At 71.8% G+C, this 17288-nt stretch carries 19 protein-coding genes; 7 read left to right on the forward strand and 12 right to left on the reverse strand.

Going from position 1 to position 17288, the window contains the following annotated elements; genetic code table 11:
- The first annotated feature begins 23 nt into the window (after positions 1–23).
- Together AB0A63_RS14690 and AB0A63_RS14695 are read left to right on the forward strand one after the other, a co-directional pair.
- The gene (locus AB0A63_RS14690) at positions 24–398 is read left to right on the forward strand and encodes a PPOX class F420-dependent oxidoreductase (protein WP_360390369.1); all 375 of its coding nucleotides are present in this window, start codon (positions 24–26) and stop codon (positions 396–398) included.
- Positions 399–468: 70 nt separating this feature from the next.
- Positions 469–1170 carry a Clp protease N-terminal domain-containing protein gene (locus AB0A63_RS14695; protein ID WP_360390372.1) on the forward strand — a complete coding sequence of 234 codons (702 nt, stop codon included), beginning with the start codon at positions 469–471 and terminating at the stop codon, positions 1168–1170.
- Here the strand turns inward: AB0A63_RS14695 and priA are convergent.
- From priA to AB0A63_RS14720, 5 genes are all read right to left on the reverse strand, one after another.
- Complete coding sequence (priA, locus tag AB0A63_RS14700) at positions 1136–1867, reverse strand: bifunctional 1-(5-phosphoribosyl)-5-((5-phosphoribosylamino)methylideneamino)imidazole-4-carboxamide isomerase/phosphoribosylanthranilate isomerase PriA (protein ID WP_360390374.1); 732 nt, start codon at positions 1865–1867, stop codon at positions 1136–1138. The genes AB0A63_RS14695 and priA overlap by 35 nt on opposite strands.
- 96 nt (positions 1868–1963) lie before the next feature.
- Entirely contained in the window at positions 1964–2599 is a 636-nt protein-coding gene (hisH, locus tag AB0A63_RS14705; RefSeq protein WP_360390377.1) for an imidazole glycerol phosphate synthase subunit HisH, read from the reverse strand.
- Between the two features lie 24 nt (positions 2600–2623).
- Complete coding sequence (locus AB0A63_RS14710) at positions 2624–3442, reverse strand: hypothetical protein (RefSeq protein ID WP_360390379.1); 819 nt, start codon at positions 3440–3442, stop codon at positions 2624–2626.
- Positions 3443–3613: 171 nt separating this feature from the next.
- Entirely contained in the window at positions 3614–4504 is an 891-nt protein-coding gene (locus AB0A63_RS14715; protein ID WP_360390382.1) for a transketolase C-terminal domain-containing protein, read from the reverse strand.
- Positions 4501–5163: a thiamine pyrophosphate-dependent enzyme gene (locus tag AB0A63_RS14720; RefSeq protein WP_360390385.1), complete on the reverse strand. Its 663-nt coding sequence runs from the start codon at positions 5161–5163 to the stop codon at positions 4501–4503. The genes AB0A63_RS14715 and AB0A63_RS14720 overlap by 4 nt, the downstream gene beginning before the upstream one ends.
- A 55-nt stretch (positions 5164–5218) precedes the next feature.
- Here AB0A63_RS14720 and soxR point away from each other — a divergent pair, with 55 nt between their 5' ends.
- From soxR to AB0A63_RS14735, 3 genes are all read left to right on the forward strand, one after another.
- Positions 5219–5683, forward strand: coding sequence for a redox-sensitive transcriptional activator SoxR (gene soxR / locus AB0A63_RS14725; protein WP_360390388.1), 465 nt, complete (start codon positions 5219–5221; stop codon positions 5681–5683).
- Positions 5683–5817 (forward strand): hypothetical protein, encoded by a 135-nt coding sequence (locus tag AB0A63_RS14730; protein WP_360390390.1) that lies wholly within the window; start codon positions 5683–5685, stop codon positions 5815–5817. The genes soxR and AB0A63_RS14730 overlap by 1 nt, the downstream gene beginning before the upstream one ends.
- A gap of 434 nt (positions 5818–6251) precedes the next feature.
- Complete coding sequence (locus tag AB0A63_RS14735) at positions 6252–6806, forward strand: RNA 2'-phosphotransferase (RefSeq protein ID WP_360390393.1); 555 nt, start codon at positions 6252–6254, stop codon at positions 6804–6806.
- Positions 6807–6812: 6 nt separating this feature from the next.
- Here AB0A63_RS14735 and AB0A63_RS14740 read toward each other — a convergent pair whose 3' ends face one another.
- From AB0A63_RS14740 to hisD, 5 genes are read right to left on the reverse strand one after another with little or no spacing between them, the layout of a single operon-like run.
- A complete protein-coding gene (locus tag AB0A63_RS14740) occupies positions 6813–9476 on the reverse strand; it encodes a hypothetical protein (RefSeq protein ID WP_360390395.1) in 2664 nt (887 codons plus the stop codon).
- A 24-nt stretch (positions 9477–9500) separates the two neighbouring features.
- Positions 9501–9656 carry a hypothetical protein gene (locus AB0A63_RS14745; protein ID WP_360390397.1) on the reverse strand — a complete coding sequence of 52 codons (156 nt, stop codon included), beginning with the start codon at positions 9654–9656 and terminating at the stop codon, positions 9501–9503.
- On the reverse strand, positions 9656–10255 hold the full coding sequence (hisB, locus tag AB0A63_RS14750; protein ID WP_360390400.1) for an imidazoleglycerol-phosphate dehydratase HisB: 600 nt from the start codon (positions 10253–10255) through the stop codon (positions 9656–9658). Before hisB ends, AB0A63_RS14745 begins: the two co-directional genes overlap by 1 nt.
- On the reverse strand, positions 10252–11358 hold the full coding sequence (locus AB0A63_RS14755; protein WP_360390403.1) for a histidinol-phosphate transaminase: 1107 nt from the start codon (positions 11356–11358) through the stop codon (positions 10252–10254). Before AB0A63_RS14755 ends, hisB begins: the two co-directional genes overlap by 4 nt.
- A complete protein-coding gene (gene hisD / locus AB0A63_RS14760; RefSeq protein ID WP_360390405.1) occupies positions 11355–12671 on the reverse strand; it encodes a histidinol dehydrogenase in 1317 nt (438 codons plus the stop codon). The genes AB0A63_RS14755 and hisD overlap by 4 nt, the downstream gene beginning before the upstream one ends.
- A 133-nt stretch (positions 12672–12804) precedes the next feature.
- Between hisD and AB0A63_RS14765 the strand changes: the two genes are divergently transcribed.
- Complete coding sequence (locus AB0A63_RS14765) at positions 12805–14103, forward strand: M14 family metallopeptidase (protein ID WP_360390408.1); 1299 nt, start codon at positions 12805–12807, stop codon at positions 14101–14103.
- On the opposite strand, the gene AB0A63_RS14770 is transcribed toward AB0A63_RS14765, so the two are convergent.
- Entirely contained in the window at positions 14084–15208 is a 1125-nt protein-coding gene (locus tag AB0A63_RS14770; protein WP_360390410.1) for an aminotransferase class V-fold PLP-dependent enzyme, read from the reverse strand. The genes AB0A63_RS14765 and AB0A63_RS14770 overlap by 20 nt on opposite strands.
- Before the next feature lie 70 nt (positions 15209–15278).
- Between AB0A63_RS14770 and AB0A63_RS14775 the strand changes: the two genes are divergently transcribed.
- Complete coding sequence (locus AB0A63_RS14775) at positions 15279–15770, forward strand: hypothetical protein (RefSeq protein ID WP_360390413.1); 492 nt, start codon at positions 15279–15281, stop codon at positions 15768–15770.
- On the opposite strand, the gene AB0A63_RS14780 is transcribed toward AB0A63_RS14775, so the two are convergent.
- The gene (locus tag AB0A63_RS14780) at positions 15763–17265 is read right to left on the reverse strand and encodes an ABC transporter substrate-binding protein (protein ID WP_360390416.1); all 1503 of its coding nucleotides are present in this window, start codon (positions 17263–17265) and stop codon (positions 15763–15765) included. The two genes, AB0A63_RS14775 and AB0A63_RS14780, sit on opposite strands and share 8 nt — an antisense overlap.
- Positions 17266–17288 lie beyond the last annotated feature (23 nt).

Below are 17288 nucleotides of genomic sequence, written 5' to 3' on the forward strand. Positions count from 1 at the left end.
TTTCGGGACTACGCTGGGACACCATGATCACCGAGCTCGGCGAGGGCAAGTACCTGCTGCTGACGACGTTCCGCAAGAACGGCACCGCGGTGCCGACACCGGTGTGGGTGGTGCCCGGCGAGGGCGCGGTCGTCTACGCCTGGACCGCCAGGGACACCGGCAAGGTCAAGCGGATCCGGCGCAGCGGTGCCGTGGAGATCGGCGCCTGCGACGTCCGGGGCAACCCGAAGGGCGCCTCGATCCCGGCGCGGGCGCGGATCCTCGACGACGCCGCGAGCGACCGGGTCAGGGCCGGGATCACGAAGAAGTACGGGATTCCCGGCTGGCTGACGGTGTTCGGCAGCAGGCTGCGCCGCGGCCGCACCGGCACGGTCGGCATCGAGATCACCCCCGCCTGACCACTTGCCTGCCCGGCAACCGTCAACCGGCGGTTGACGTGATCAAGATCGTCAACCTAGAGTTGACGGCGTGATCCAGCTGACCGACCTCATCGCCACGATCGGCGAGGAAGCCGACGACGTGCTCACCCGCCTCGCGAAGGCGGTTGAGCGCAGCGGGCAGCTCACCGAGCTCGGCGACCACCTGGTCGGCCACTTCGTCGACGAGGCCCGCCGCGGCGGGGCCAGCTGGGCGGAGATCGGCGAGAGCATGGGCGTGACGAAGCAGGCCGCGCAGAAGCGGTTCGTGCCGAAGGAGTCGCCCGAGCTGACCAAGCCGTCGATGGACCGCTACACGCAGCGGTCGCGGCGGGTCATCGCGCTGGCCCGGCACCATGCGCGGTTCAGCGAGCGGATCGGCACCGAGCACCTGCTGCTGGGCCTGCTCGACGAGTCCGGCGGGCTCGCGGCGAAGACGATCGCGAAGCTGGAGTCCGGTGACGGCAGCACCCGCATCGCCGTGCTGCACCGGCTGGAGAAGGAACCGAAGCAGCGCCCGGAGAAGCAGCCCTACTCGACGCACTGCAAGAAGTCGCTGGAGCTCGCGGTGCGGGAAGCGCTGCGGCTGGGCCACATGTTCATCGGCACCGAGCACATCCTGCTCGGCGTGCTGCTCGAAGAAGGAGGGACCGCGGCCGATGTGCTCAACACCACCGGTGTCACGCACGAGGCCGCGGCCCGTCACGTCGAGAGCGTGGTCAACGCACCGCAGCAAGCGCTTCCGGGAGCGTGAAGGCGCCCGCGTAGAGCGCCTTGCCGACGATCGCGCCCTCCACGCCGTCGCGGGAGAGCTTCGCGAGCGCCACCAGGTCGTCCACACTGGACACCCCACCGGAGGCGACGACCGGCGCGTCGGTGCGGGCGCAGACCTCGGCCAGCAGGGCGACGTTGGGGCCGGTGAGCGTGCCGTCCTTCGACACGTCCGTGACCACGTACCGCGCGCAGCCGTCGCGGTCGAGGCGGTCCAGCACCTCCCACAGGTCACCGCCGTCGGAGGTCCAGCCGCGGCCCTTGACCCGGTGGCCCTCCTCGGTGATGCGCACGTCGAGGCCCACGGCGATCTTCTCGCCGTACCGGGCGATGGCCTTCGCGCACCACTGCGGGTCCTCCAGTGCGGCGGTGCCGAGGTTCACGCGGGCACAGCCGGTGGCCAGCGCGGCCTCCAGCGACGCGTCGTCGCGGATGCCGCCCGACAGCTCGACCCGCACGTCCAGCTCGCCGACGACCCGCGCCACCAGCTCGCGGTTCGAGCCGCGCCCGAAGGCGGCGTCCAGGTCGACCAGGTGGACCCACTCCGCGCCGTCGCGCTGCCACTGCAGGGCGGCGTCCAGCGGCTCGCCGTAGTTCGTCTCGGTACCGGCTTCGCCCTGCACGAGGCGAACGGCACGACCGTCGGCCACGTCGACAGCGGGGAGGAGTGTGAACGTCACGCGCTCAGCCTAGCCTCCCCCCGCACGCGCTCCGTGACGGCCGTGGCGAGCGGGAACCGGACCGGTGTCCTCACCGGACACACCGGCGGGCCGCGGTCACGACAGGGTCTTGAGCCAGTTCTGCAGCAGGTGCGCCCCGGCGTCACCGGACTTCTCCGGGTGGAACTGGGTCGCCCACAGCGGCCCGTTCTCGACCGCGGCCACGAAGTCGTCGCCCGCGTGGTCGGCCCACGTCACGAGCGGCGGCCGGAGGTGTTCGGCCGGCTCCAGCTCCCACTTGCGCACGCCGTAGGAGTGGACGAAGTAGAACCGCGTGTCGTCGTCAAGCCCGGCGAAGAGCCGTGAGCCCTCCGGTGCCCTGACCGTGTTCCAGCCCATGTGCGGCACGATCGGCGCGTCGAGCCGCTCGACGGTGCCGGGCCACTCGCCACAACCCTCCGTCAGCACGCCGTGCTCGATGCCGCGCTCGAACAGGATCTGCATGCCCACGCAGATGCCCAGCACCGGCCGGCCACCGGCGAGCCGTTCGCCGATGATCCGCGCGCCCCGCACCGAGTTGAGCCCCTGCATGCACGCCGCGTACGCGCCCACGCCGGGCACGACGAGCCCGTCGGCGTTGCGCGCCGCGGCGGCGTCCGAGGTCACCTCGACCTGGGCGCCGACCCGCTGGAGCGCGCGCTCGGCGGAGCGCAGGTTGCCGGAGCCATAGTCAAGAACGACGACGCGTGCCACGCCGTCCAGGTTAGTCGGTCCGCGTCAGTCGGTGGGTGCGGCGCCCTGCGTGACGGGGATTACCGGCAGCACGGCGTTGACCGGCTTGCGCTGGACCAGGTGCTTCCCGGCCGCGGCCACGGCGGCGTAGACCGCCACGACGCTGGCCACCCAGGCGAGCAGGAACACCCACACGGGCAGGCCGAACGCGAGCAGCGCGACCAGCAGCACCAGCCAGATCGGCGGGATGAGCGCCTTGGGCCAGCCCGCCGTGCGCGGCGGGGCGAGCGGGGACAGCCAGGCGTCCGCGCGGCCCTCCTCGGCGAGCTCGGCGACCTGCGCCACGTCCGGCAGCCCGCACGCCCGCAGGAACCGCGGCACCGCCTCGGCACCGTGGTCGTGCTCGCCCAGCGCCGCCCGCACCTCACCGGTCGTGACGCCGGTCTGCAGCGCCGTGAACCGCTCGGTGGCCGCGGCCAGCCCCTTCTCGCCGCGCTGCTGCTCCAGCAGGCCGCTGAACGACCGCTCGACGGCCCGCCCGACCCGGCCGGACCGCTTGGCCGCCGCGAGCAGCTCCACCACGTCGTCGCGGGCGCCCCAGAACCAGGCCCGCCCGGCGGGTGAGGCCTTGACGAGCGGGTAGCAGGCGGCGGCGTTCTCGTTCCACACGAACAGGGCGGCGCGTCCTGCGACCTTGCGCACCCGTGCCGCCATGAGCACGGCCTCGGCGAGCCTGATGTCGAGGGAGGGCAGCAGCACCGTCCCCGACTGCACGGGGACGAGCGCCGCGGGACCGACGTTGGCGCCGTGCATGTCCTTCTGCAGCTCGGCGGTGTTCAACGGGGTCCAGATCAGCATTCTCACGCGCACATCATTCCCCCTCCGCCGCGCGAGACCCTGCCGACATGCCAGGGACGTCCCACTCGTGGAGGTGCGCACGACCGGGCACCTCGCCCGGTCGTGCGCCCTTCTCCCCTAAACGGCGCGGGAAGGCGCGCCGGTCCAGTCATCCCCCATGACCGCGAACATGTTCCTTCACCCCCTGAAGAAACTCCGCACAGTGCTCCCCAGCCCCACCACGTCGAGGTCGTGCGCAGCGTCGTGGTCCTCGGCCGTGCCGTAGTTGCGGAGCTCTGCGTGTCGTTTGACACCCGTAGAACGAACGCGGTGCGGGATTTGTTGCAGGGTTTCGGAAACCAGGTGGGATGAAGTTCCTTCGAGATACGGCTCGACGACGAGCACGTCGGCGTGGTCGGTGTCCTCGACCGCTTTCCGCAGACCGTCCGAGTCGAACGGCCGGACCGTTGCCGCGTACAGCACCGTGACGTCGGCGTTCTCGGCTTCGACGGCCTTGAGCACACGGTCGAGCATCGGTCCCACGGCAAGCACCACTCCGCGTTTTCCGTGACGCAACGCGGTGAACCCCTCACCCACCGGATACGCCTGCGCGTTCTCGCGCAGCGAAAGCCTCAGGTAGACGCGGTTGTCTTTTTTGAGAGCTTCCTCAAGCAGAGGAGTGACCTCTTCCGGATGACCGGGCACGTGCACTTCCCATCCCGGAAGCGTGTCGAACAATGCGACATCTCCCGGCGATTGATGCGTACGCCCCCACACCGGGTCGTCGTACGAAGCACCGATACTCACGAACACCGCACCGACGTCCTGATGACCGATATCGAGTTTGATCTGCTCGTACGGCCGCTCGACCAGAAACGGCGCGTAGCTGTGCACGACAGGACGCAGTCCCGTGAGCGCAAGCCCGCCCGCAACACCGACCATCGCCTGTTCGCGAATGCCGACGTCTACTACTCGTTCGTGGTCTTGTGGAAAGTTGACCGCCGAGATGACAGCGGTCACGACAGCCACCCTCGGATCGGTGTGCAGCGCCTGGTTGACCGTCTTGATGAACGCCTCGCGCATGGTCATGAGCTCTTCCCCGTCCTGGCGACGACGACGTTCGGCCGGTCGTACCGCGCGGTCAACGCCGCGAAGATCGCCTCGTGGTCCCGCCCGTCGACGGTGGTCGCCGCCCACCCCTCGACCGCGAACCGCTCCTGGACCCCACCCGGCCAGCCGTACCACGCGCTCTCGTTGTCGATCACGATCGCGGTGAGGTTGCCGACCCCGCGCCGCGCCGCGACCGCGATGGCCTCGTGGTTGCTGCCCTCGTCCAGCTCCCCGTCCCCGACCAGCACGAACGTCCGCCCCGCACTCCCGGCGACCCGCTGCCCGATGGCCGTCCCGACCGCGATCGGCAACCCGTGCCCGAGCGACCCGCTGCTGATCTCCACCCCGTTGACGAGCACGCGGTCCGGGTGCTGCCCGAGCGGGCTGTCCCACGACGTCCAGCCGTCCAAAGCGGACTCGTCGATGAACCCCTTCTCCGCGAGCACGGCGTAGTAGGCCATCGGCCCGTGCCCCTTGGACAGCAGGAACCGATCCCGCCCCGGGTCGTCGACCGTCGCCGGCGACACGTTCAGCACCCGGTCGTAGAGGACCCACAGCACGTCGATCGTGGAGGCGGCGGCCCACTCGTGCTTCTCGTCCCCGGTCATCCTCGCGAAGAGCTCCGGTATCCGTTGCATGCCACCAACTCTTCAACCTCCACCATGCTGGAGGTCAAGCGGCTACGATGATCAGGTGAGCAAGCTGCCCGAAATGCTGACCATCGGCCAGGTCGCCGAACGCAGCGGCGTCCCCCACACCGCCCTGCGCTTCTACGAGGACCGCGGCCTCATCGGCTCCGTGCGCACCGCCGGCAACCAACGCCGCTACCCCCGCTCCGTCCTGCGCCGCCTCGCCTTCATCCGCACCGCGCAACGCGTCGGCCTCACCCTCGAAGCCGTCCGCGACGCCCTCGCCCAGCTCCCCGACAACCGCACCCCGACCAAGTCCGACTGGGAACGGCTGTCCCGCTCGTGGAAGGCCGAGCTCGACGCGCGCATCGACGCGTTGTTCCGGCTGCGGGACCGGCTGACGGGGTGCATCGGGTGTGGGTGTTTGTCGTTGCGCAGTTGTGCGTTGCAGAACATCGACGACGAGCAGGCGGAGCTCGGGCCCGGGGCGCCGCGGTTGAAGCCGGTGCTGGAGGGCGGGTCGGCGTAGTGGGCTCCGCGGTGGCGCGGGCGCGCGGCGCGGCGGTGGACGGCGGTGCGGGGGTGGGCCGCGGCGCGGCGGTGGGCCGCGGCGCGGCGGTGGGCGGCGGTGCGGGGGTGCGGTGGCACGCCGCGGTGACGTAGGCGCGTTGGCGCGTTGCGGGGACGTGGCGGTGCCGTGGACGCGCGGCGGTGCCGTGGACGCGGTGTGTTGGCGCGGGCGATGTGCAGCGGGCAGGTCGCGTGAGCACCCCGGTCGCGCGCCTTGCCCGACGTCCGCAGACCAGTTCCCGCCCTGACGGCGTTCCTCCCCGACGCTCGTCCCTCCCGACTCCCCCTCCCGGCGCTCACCCCTCCAGACGCTGACTCCTCTCCACGAACCTCTGCCGGCCCCCGCGCCTCCTCATCCCGGGGCGAACTCGATCATGAGTTCCGGACACGAATTCGAACTCACCACCCCATCAGACGACCCAGGACGCAGATCCGGACAACCTTCACCCGTCCGAGTGACGCGCACGCCTCGACACCGCGGGCCGAGCACCGAAAACCCGCTCGACCGCCGTGCTTTCCTGAGGGCCATGGAAGACGAAAGGATGATCCGCCTCTCCAAGCGGATGTCGAAGGCCCTGAGACACCAGCCGGAACGCCTCGGCCTCACCCTCGACGCCCAGGGCTGGGTCGCGACCGCAGACCTCCTCGCCGCGCTCAAGGTCAGCCGCGAAGAGCTCGAAGAGGTCGTCCGCAGGAACGACAAGCAGCGCTTCACCATCGACGGCGACCGGATTCGGGCGAACCAGGGGCACAGCGTCGAGGTCGACCTCGCGCTCGCACCAGCCACGCCGCCGGACGAGTTGTTCCACGGCACCGTCGAGCAGTACCTGGACGACATCATGCGCGACGGGTTGCGGCCGATGGCGCGGCACGACGTGCACCTGTCGCCCGACCGGGAGACCGCTCGCCGGGTCGGGGCGCGCAGGGGGCGGCCGTTGGTCCTGGTCGTGGATGCCAAGGGGATGCACGCGGACGGGCACGAGTTCCGGGTCAGCGCGAACGGCGTGTGGCTCACCCAGCACGTCCCGGCGGCCTACCTCGACCGCACCGACAAGCGAAACAACCCCAGAACCGGCCGCTGAACCCCCTCACCCGCAGGTCAGCTCCCCCGGCGGACTCCCGGCGAACCGCTGCCACTCCTCCTCCGTCACCGCCCGCCCCGCAGAGGCGCAGGCAGCGCGCACCCAGTTCTCGGCCGACAGGTCCCACGTGCGCAGGTCGGTTTCGGAGATCGCCGTCAGCAGGCGCGTGTCGCCGTCGAACGCCGTGCCGATGCGGCCGTACCTGCCCGCCTGTTCGGCCAGGCGCACCTCGCCGACCAGGTCGCCGGTCGCGAGCCAGGAGAGGACGAGCACGCGGTCGCGGCGGAGTTGGGTGACGAAGGTGGAGTTCGCCGAGAGGCCCGGCAGGTAGCCCGGGTCGGTGCGGAACGTGTGCCGCAGCGAGGTGCCGGCGGGGTTCCAGGCCTCGATGCGGTCGGCGCGCTGGACGAGCAGGGTGTCGCGGGTGAAGGTCACCGCTCGGGCCTTGCCGCCGGGCAACGGGTGCTGGGTGCCGGTGGACACGTCGACCACCGTGACGGAGTCCGGGGTCGCGACGGCGGCGAAAGCGGTGTCGGGGCTCACCGCCGCCAGGTGGCCCGCGGGCGGCCAGCCGTCTTGGGAGAGTTCGCGGTTCAGGGTGGTCGTTCGCGCAACGGCGAGGTCGGGGCCTTCGAGGACCTGCACGTCGCCGAGCTCGTTCACGGTCACGACGCGGCGTTCGTCGGCGGAGACGGCCATGGCCAGCACGTGGTCCGCTGTGACCGTGCCCTTCCACTGCGCGAGGCGGCGCATGCCGTCGCGCACCTCCCACGTCTCGCCGATGCCGTCGGGGGTGGTCACCAGGAACAGGTGGTCGCCGTTCCAGACGGGCGGGCCGAACAGGTTCGGCTGTTCCGCGCCGAGTGCGCGGGAGTCGACCGCCAGCTCCTCGCCGGAGGCCACGGCGGTCCGGCCGTTCGCCGACGCCACGAACGGGGGCGGGCACGCCGTGCACACCAGGGGCACCGCTGTCGGCTCCGGCCGGCTGATGCGGGTGTTGCGGGTCAGGTCCCACAGCACCAGCTGGTCGCGGGTGGCGGACACCAGGTGGTCGCCGTCGCCCAGGAACTCCACGAACGGCGTGGCGGTGTTGCCCTCCAGCCGCACGCGTTCGCCGGGGTCGGGGCCGGTCATCTCGTAGACGTGGATCGTGCCGGTGTCGGCGACGGCGGTGCGTGCGCCGTCCGGGCTGACCGCGACGAACGACGGGCTGGCGCGGCCGGTGGGGACGCGGGACAGCGGGGCCGGGGTGAACGCGGCCGTGGTGGTCCACAGCGCGGTCTCGCCCTCCCACGAGTAGCCGTAGTGGTCGCCGTTCGGCGAGAGGCCGGCCCGGACACCGAAGGCGGGTGCGGGACCCGCCGGTGTGGCCGAGGTGACGTCCAGGGTCGCGGGCGAGCGGCGGACCCAGCTGTCGTAGGAGACCTCCAGCAGCGTGCCGTCGTCGGGCAGGCGCAGGAACGTCACCGGCGACGCGGTCTCCGCGCGGGTGACCACCTGGCCGGTCTGTCCGTCGTGGACGGTCCGGGTGCCGGTGGTGGCACCGTCCGCGGCCGGTGCGGTGTAGACGGCGGAGAACCGGCCGGACGGTGACACCGCGGTCAGCACGGCCGGGTGGCCGGGCAGGTCGGTCCGGTGCGCGCCGGAACGGTCCCAGCGCAGCGCGGAACCCGACGAGGCCGCCACGACCACGCCGCCGTCGGCGCTCACGGCGACCGTGCTCACCGGGTTCGACGACACGCGTTCCTCGGTGCGCCCGCCGGTCAGCGGCAGCCGCACCACGCGACCGTCCTCGGTTCCCGCGACCACGACCTTCCCGTCCGCCGAGGCCGCGAGCGACGACACCACCCCGCCGACGGGCACGTACCGGTCCAGCTGCGGGCTCGCGGTCAGCGCCTGGAACAACGCGGCGCGCGTCTGCTCGTTCGGCTCGACCCGGTACGCCTCGGCCGCCAGGGCCTGCGCGAGCGACAGGTCCGTGCGCACCGAGGCGACGGCCGCCGACGCCAGGCCGCGGGCGGTCGCCGTCCTGGCCTGGTCGCGCGCGGAGTCCCGTTGTCCCACCGCGAGGAACGCCGCCACCAGCACGGCGGCGGTCAGCAGCACCAGTGCCGTCACGGCACCGCGCGCCAGCCGAACGGTCCGGCGGCGCTCGCGGACGTGCTCGCCGACGAGGTCGTCCTCGGGCACGCCCCGCACGGTGCTCGCGATGCCGGCGACGGCCGCCCGCAGCCGCGGGTTCGACGGGTCGACCTGATCGGCCGAGCGCAGCCACCGCAGGTCGACCCAGCGCGGTTCCTGGCCCAGCGCGGTCCGCAGCGCCGCCGGCACCGACGCCGAGTACTCCCCCGCCGTCAGCACCACCAGGACCCGGTGTGCCGACCGGTGTTCCAGCCACCACCCGACCTCGCGGGCGACCCGCGGCGAGGCCGCCGCCTCCGGTGACGCGAGGAGCACCAGCCAGCGGGACCGGCCCAGCGCCGACTCGATCGACGCCCAGCGGCCGGGGGTGTCCGGCGGCGGGGCGTCGTCGAGGAACGCCCGCACCGCCCGCCGCCGGTACCAGGGCTTCGCGAACCGCTCCACGCCGCGGCGCAGCTCAGGGGCGAGCGTGCCGTCCAACGCCCGGCTGCACGAGAAGAACGCGTCGTATTCGGGCGGCTCGCTCACTCGCCTGATTCTGGTGGTCCGGACCTAGATCAGCCAGAGCACCGCGCCGCCGACGGCGATCACCGCCAGCACCAGCAGGACGACCGCCGCGCCCCTCGCGGTCTTCCACGTCGAGTACACCCCGCCACCCAGGAAGCCCGCCAACGCCAGCAGGCCGATGACGACGACCTCCTTGGGCATCAGAGCACGCCCTTGGTCGACGGAACGCCGCCGACGCGCGGGTCGGGCTCCACGGCCGCGCGCAGGGCACGCGCGATCGCCTTGTACTCGGCCTCGGCGATGTGGTGCGGGTCGCGGCCGTACTCCACGCGCACGTGCAGGGCGATCTGCGCGTGGAACGCCAGCGACTCGAACACGTGCCGGTTCAGCACGAACGGGTAGTTGCCGCCGATGACGAAGCTGTTGAACTGCTCCGGCTCGCCGCGGTGCACGGTGTACGGGCGGCCGGAGACGTCGACCGCCGCGTGCGCGAGAGTCTCGTCCATGGGGATCCAGCAGTCGCCGAAGCGGCGGATGCCCTTCTTGTCCCCCAACGCCTCCCGCAGCGCCTGGCCGAGCACGATCGCGATGTCCTCGACCGAGTGGTGCGCGTCGATGTGCGTGTCGCCCGTGGCGCGCACGACCAGGTCGAAGCAGCCGTGCACACCGAACGCGGTGAGCATGTGGTCGTAGAACGGCACGCCGGTGCTGATCTCCACCTGGCCGGTGCCGTCCAGGTCGATCTCCACGAGGACCGACGACTCCCTGGTCGTGCGCTCCACCTTGCCCACGCGACTCACCGGCTGACCTCCTTGCTGGCCGCGAGGAAAGCGTCGTTCTCCTCGGGCGTTCCGATGGTCACCCGCAGGTGACCCGCGATTCCGACGTCCCTGATCAGCACGCCGTGGTCCAGGTAGGACCTCCACGTCGACCGCGCGTCCTCGAACCAGCCGAACAGCACGAAGTTCGCGTCCGAGGGCACGACCTGGAAACCCAGGGCGCTCAGCTCGGCCATCACGCGGTCGCGTTCGGCGGCCAGCAGCGCCACCGAACCCAGCGTCTCCGCGGCGTGCCGCAGGGAGGCCCGCGCGGCCGCCTGCGTGAGCTGCGAGAGGTGGTAGGGCAGGCGCACCAGCTGCAACGCGTCGACCACGGCCGGCGCCGCGGCCAGGTAGCCGAGCCGGCCGCCGGCGAACGCGAAGGCCTTCGACATGGTCCGCGAGACGATCAGCTGCGCGCCGTACTCGTCGAGCAGCTCGATCGCGCTGCGCTGCGGCGAGAACTCCGCGTACGCCTCGTCGACGACGATCACGCCGGTGGTGGACGCGATCAGCAGCCGCAGGTCCTCCAGCGGGATCGACTGGCCGGTCGGGTTGTTCGGCGACGTCACGAAGACGACGTCCGGGCGGGTCTCGGCGATGATCGCCGCCGCTTTCTCCACGTCCAGCGAGAAGTCGGGGCGGCGCGGCGTCGGCGACCACTCGGTGCGGGTGCCGGCGGCGATGATCGGGTGCATCGAGTACGACGGCTCGAACCCGAGCGCCACCCGGCCGGGCCCGCCGAACGCCTGCAGCACCTGCTGGAGGATCTCGTTGGACCCGTTGGCGGCCCAGACGTTCTCCGACGTGAGGGTGACCGAGGTCGCCTCCGTCAGGTAGGCGGCCAGGTCCTCGCGCAACGCCATCGCGTCGCGGTCCGGGTAGCGGTGCAGCTCCCCGGCGATCTCCGCGACCGCCGCGACGACGTCGGCGGCCAGCGCGTCCGTCGGCGCGTACGGGTTCTCGTTGGTGTTGAGGCGGTACGGCACGTCGAGCTGCGGTGCGCCGTACGGCGTGCGGCCGCGCAGGTCCTCGCGCAGCGGCAGGTCGGAGAGCTCGACCCGCGCGCCGACCACCGGCTTCATCGGGGGAACCTCGCCGTCACGGCCTGACCGTGCGCGGGCAGGTCCTCCGCGTTGGCCAGCGCGACGACCTTGTCCGCCACCTCGCGCAGGGCTTCCTCGGAGTAGTCGACCACGTGGATGCCGCGCAGGAACGTCTGCACGGAGAGCCCCGACGAGTGCCGCGCGCAGCCACCGGTGGGCAGCACGTGGTTCGAGCCGGCGCAGTAGTCGCCCAGCGACACCGGCGCGTACGGACCGACGAAGATCGCGCCCGCCGAGCGGACCCGGTCCGCCACGGCGCGGGCGTCGCGCGTCTGGACCTCCAGGTGCTCCGCGGCGTAGGCGTCGACCACGCGCACGCCCTCGTCCACCGAGGACACGAGCACGATGCCGGACTGCGGGCCGGACAGCGCCGTGCGGATCCGGTCGACGTGCTTGGTGGCGCCGACCTGGCGCTCCAGCTCGGCGTCCACCGCGTCGGCGAGCTCGTCGGAGTCGGTGACCAGCACCGAGGCGGCGAGCGGGTCGTGCTCGGCCTGGCTGATCAGGTCGGCGGCCACGTGCACCGGGTCGGCGGAGGAGTCGGCGAGGATCGCGATCTCCGTGGGCCCGGCCTCGGAGTCGATGCCGATCAGGCCGCGCAGCAACCGCTTCGCCGCCGTCGTGTAGATGTTGCCGGGTCCGGTGATGACGTCGACCGGCGCCAGCTCGGCGCCGTCGGTGTCCACGCCGCCGTGCGCCAGCAGGGCCATGGCCTGGGCGCCGCCCACGGCCCACACCTCGTCGACGCCGAGCAACGCGGCGGCGGCCAGGATCGTCGGGTGCGGCAGGCCACCGAACTCCGCCTGCGGCGGTGAGGCCACGACCAGCGACTCGACGCCGGCGATCTGGGCGGGCACGACGTTCATGACGACCGTCGACGGGTAGACGGCGAGGCCGCCGGGCGCGTAGAGGCCGACGCGCGCGACCGGCACCCACTTCTCCGTGACGGTGCCGCCGGGGACCACCTGGGTCGTCGTGCCGACGCGCTGCTGGTCGGCGTGCACGCGCCGGGTGCGTGCGATGACCTCTTCCAGTGCCGCGCGCACGGCGGGGTCCAGTGAGGACAGAGCGGCCGGGAGCTCGGAGGCGGGAACGCGGACGGACGCCGGGCGAACGCCGTCGAACTTCTCCGTGTACTCCAGCGCCGCCTCGACGCCGCGGGCGGCGACCGCGTCCACCATCGGCCGCACGTGATGCAGCACCGCGTCCACGTCCACCTCGGCGCGCGGCACGATGGCGCGCAACTGAGCGGGGGTCGTGGTGCGACCTCGCAGGTCGATGCGGTTCAGCATGCCCCACAGCCTAGTTCCTGCCGAAATCTGTCAACGGTCAGCCCGCTATCGGCGCTACCTCAGCCCGTGACGGGGCCGCCACGCTCGGTCGAGCACCACTCCGTCGCAAACCCCTGCTGATGATGGAGGAAAGATGTCCAACAAGCGCCGCGGCAAGATCGCCGCAGTGCTCGCCGTGTGCCTGCCCGTGCTGGTAGCGGGCATGGCGGTGCCCAGCACCGCCGACTCCGGCCGCTACCTGCTGGAGGTCGAGGCGAACACGTCCGCAGAACGCACGCAGGTCGCCCAGATCGGTGTCGACGTGCTCGGCGCGACGAAGCTCACCACCGTCCAGGTCGTCGCCGACAAGGCCCAGTACCGCGCCCTGCAGGCGACCGGGCTGCCCCTGAAGTACGTCGGTGACTTCGAGCAGGAGCTGAAGAAGCTCGGCAAGGTCGACTTCACGGACCCGGTCCCCGGCCAGGTCGGCGCGCAGGACTTCCCGTCGGGTTACGCCGGTTACCACAACTACGCGGAGATGACCGCGGAGCTGCAGCAGACGGTGCGCGACCACCCGACGCTGGCGAGCCTGCGCAGCATCGGCAAGAGCTACCAGAACCGCGACATCTACGCGCTGAAGGTCAGCGACAACGTCGCGACCGACGAGAACGAGCCGGAGGTGCTGTTCGTCTGCGGTCAGCACGCCCGCGAGCACCTGACCGTCGAGCAGTGCCTGCAGATCATCAAGCGCTTCACCGACAACTACGCCACCCCCGCGGTGAAGGACCTGGTCGACAACCGCGAGGTCTGGCTCGTCCCGATGATGAACCCGGACGGCGCCGAGTACGACATCGAGACCGGCTCGTTCCGCGGCTGGCGCAAGAACCGCCAGGGCAACGGCACCGACCTCAACCGCAACTGGGGTTACAAGTGGGGCTGCTGCGGTGGTTCCAGCGGCAGCAGCACGTCGGACACCTACCGCGGCACCGCGGCGTTCTCGGCGCCGGAGACCTCGGTCATCCGCAACTTCGTGAACTCGCGCGTGGTCGGTGGCGCCCAGCAGATCAAGACGTTCATCGACTTCCACTCGTACTCGGAGCTCGTGCTGTGGCCGTACGGCTACACCCGCTCGGACACCGACACGGGCCTGAACGCGGACGAGGCGCGCGCGTTCCAGACGCTGGGCAGGCAGATGGCCGCCACCAACGGCTACACGCCGGAGCAGGCGAGCGACCTGTACATCACCGACGGCAGCAGCGACGACTGGATGTGGGGCCAGCACAAGATCTGGGCCTACACCTTCGAGATGTACCCGGCGAGCGGCAGCGGCCTCAACGGCTTCTACCCGCGCGACACGGCCATCGCGACGCAGACCGCGCGCAACGACCGCGCCGTCGACCTGCTGCTGAGCTACTCGGACTGCGTGAAGCGGGTCATCGGGCAGACGTGCTGACCCGTTCCAGCGCCTGATCGACCTCCTGGTCGGTGACGAAGTAGTGCGGGGAGGCCCGCACTACTTCGTCCAGGCCGCGGCGGGTCATGTCGATCCGGGTGGCCGCGGCCTGCGACACCGTGACGGCGACCTCCCGGTCCCACAGCCGGTCCTTGAGCTCCGTCGGCGGGACCCGCTCGGACGTGAACGTGACGATGCCCGAGTGCCGTTCGCCCAGGTCGTGGACGGTGATGCCGGGGATGCGCGCCAGCCCCTCGCGCAAGCGCTTGGCACGGGCGGTGACCTCGGCCTCGATGACGTCGAGGCCCTTGGCCAGCGCGTACTTCGCGGCGGCGATGAGCCCGAGCCGGTCAGCGACGTTGTACTCCCACAGCTCGAACCACCGGGCGTCGTCACGCGGCTCGTAGCGGTCGGCGGCCGCCCACTCGGCGCCGCTGTGGTCGAACAGCCGGGGGCGCAGCCTGGGCCGCACGTCGTCCTTCACCACCAGCGCGCCCGTGCCCCGCGGCCCGCGCAGCCACTTGCGGCCGGTGCAGACGAGCAGGTCGTAGTCGAGGCCGCGCAGGTCGAGCTGGCCGGTCGACTGGCAGGCGTCGAGCAGGACCAGCGCGCCGACCTCGCGGGCCTTCGCCGTGACCTCGTTCACCGGGTTGACCAGGCCGCCGTTGGTGGGCACGTGCACCAGCGAGATCAGCTTGACCCGGTCGTCGAGGTCGAGCGCGTCGACGTCGACCTGCCCGTGCCGGTCCGACGGCACGACCTCGATCGTCGCGCCCGTCTCCTCCGCGCGGCGCAGCATCGGCACCGCGTTGCCGCCGTACTCGACCTCGGTGACCAGCACGCGGTCGCCGGCGGCCAGCGGGACGGCGTCGAACGCGGTGAGCCACGAGCGGGTGGCGCTGTCGGTGAACGCGACCTCCGACGGCCGCACGCCGAAGAGCTCGGCCAGCACCCCGTAGCCCGCCTCGAGGTCGTCGGCGCGTTCCGCGGCGGCCCGGTAGCCGCCGATCTCGGTCTCGCGGCGCAGGTGGCCGACCACCTCGTCGACCACCTCGGCGGGCGGGATCGAGGAACCGGCGCTGTCCAGGAAGATCAGGTCGCTCACGGCCCTACTCTGCCACGGGCGGGCAACCCCGGGGCCGCGGTGCGTGCGCTGCGGAAATAGGCTCCGGTCCATGGTGGAGATCCCCTACGGCAAGCGCATGCGGCCGCGGTACTGGCGGTTCCTGATCATCACGGCGGTCGGCATGGCGCTCGTCGCGTTCGCACTCGACGTGTGGTGGCTGCAGGTCGTGCTGCTGCTGGTCGGCGGGCTGAACGTGGTGGTGTGCGTGGGCGCGCTCTACGTGCTGCACAAGCAGCCGCACGCGGTGACGGACGACGAGCTGCGGCTGCGGCAGCTGGGGTTCTTCGACTGGCGCATCCCGACGGAGGACCTGGCGACCGCGGAGGTCGCCGAGCGCGGCCACAAGGGTCAGCGCACCGTCGAGGTGGTCGGTGACGCCGTCGTCATCCATTCGCTGACCAGGACGAACGTGTCGGTGCCGTTCCGCGGGCCGCAGCTGGTCGACCTCGGCAAGACCGGGGCGAAGCAGGTGGAGCGGGTCGAGTTCTGGGCGGACGACCCGGAGCGGGCCGTCCGCGAGATCAACGCCCGGCTCACCTAGGTTCCCAGCGCTCCAGGTTCCACCAGGGACCCCAGGACAGGGCTCCGTAGGAGTTCGGGTCGACGACGGGCTGGTAGCCGGTCCACGAGTCGCGCAGCACGTAGGCGTGCTCGGGGAACACCAGCACCGCCATCGTCGGCACGGCCGCGTAGGCCTGCTGAAAGAGCTTGTAGGCCACGGCGCGCTGGGCCGGGTCGACCAGCTTGCGGCCGTTCTCCAGCGCCACGTCCGCGGCCGGGCTGCCCTGGCCGCGCAGTCCGTGCAGCATCAGGTCGGGGTCGAACGGCGAGCCCTCGCCGGACAGCAGCGCGTCCTGGCCGACGCGCGGGCGGATCGCCTCCCACGACAGGCCGGCGAGCTGCACGTCCACGCCCACGGCCTTCGCGTCGGCGGCGAACGCGGTGGCGAGGTCGGCGCGCAAGTCGTCGCCCAGCGGGTACATCAGGGTGAAGCGGGCGGCGACGCCCTCGCGGACCCGGATGCCGTCCGGTCCCGGCAGCCAGCCGCCGGCGTCGAGCTGGCGCGCGGCCTCCGCCTTGTCGTAGCGGAACTTCACCGTCGGGTCGAAGTCCTCGGCCAGCGCGTCCGGCACCGGCGTGAAGCCCACGGTGCCCTTGCCGTCGAGGAGGCTGTCGATCATGCCCTGCCGGTTGACCGCGTAGTTCAGCGCGAGGCGGATGGCGGCGTTGCCGGTGACGGGGTGCGCGGCGGGCAGCGCGACGGCCCGGTAGTCGGCGCTGCGGTGGTAGCGGACCTGGAGGCCGGACCGGTTGGGGAAGGTGGCGGCGAGCTTGGGCGGCAGCACGGTGCCGTCGAACTCGCCGTCCTGCATGCGGCGGGCGCGCTGGTTGTCGTCGGTGACGAACACGACGGTCAGCTTCTTCACCTTGGGCGCGCCGCCGAAGTAGTCCTCGTTGGCCGTCAGCAGCAGCCGGTCGCCCTTCTTCCAGTCGACGACCTTGTACGGGCCGGTGCCGACCGGCTGCCCGCTCGGGTTCGCCTGCTCGCTCGGCAGGACGCCGAGCACGAGCAGGTGCGGGAACGCGGCGTGCTGCTGGTTCAGCTGGAACCGCACCGTGGACGGGTCGAGCTGGTCGACGCTCTTCAGCGTGGCGAACCGGTCCTTGACCTGGCTCTGCAACGCGGCGGTGTAGGTGGCGACGACGTCCTCGGCGCCGAACGTGCTGCCGTCGGTGAACTTCACGTCCCCGCGCAGCTTCACCGTCCAGCTCAGGCCGTCCGGCGCCGGCTGCGGCAGGTCGGCGGCCAGCTGCGGGGCGAGCGACCCGTCCTGGCGGTGCTCGACCAGCCCGTCGTAGATCTTCGACACGCCCTGCGCGCCGTAGCCGAGCAGCGGGTTCAGCGTCGTCGGTTCGTCGCGGTCGGCGAGCACGATCGACGTGCCGACGCCACCACCGTCCGGGTTGGGCGCGGCGGTCTCGGTGCAGCCCGCGACGGCCAGCAGCACGACGAGGAGCAGTGGGTAACGCGACACAGTCCGCGACCCTACAGTGGTCC

This window comes from Lentzea sp. NPDC042327, assembly GCF_040647275.1.
Classification (GTDB): domain Bacteria; phylum Actinomycetota; class Actinomycetes; order Mycobacteriales; family Pseudonocardiaceae; genus Lentzea.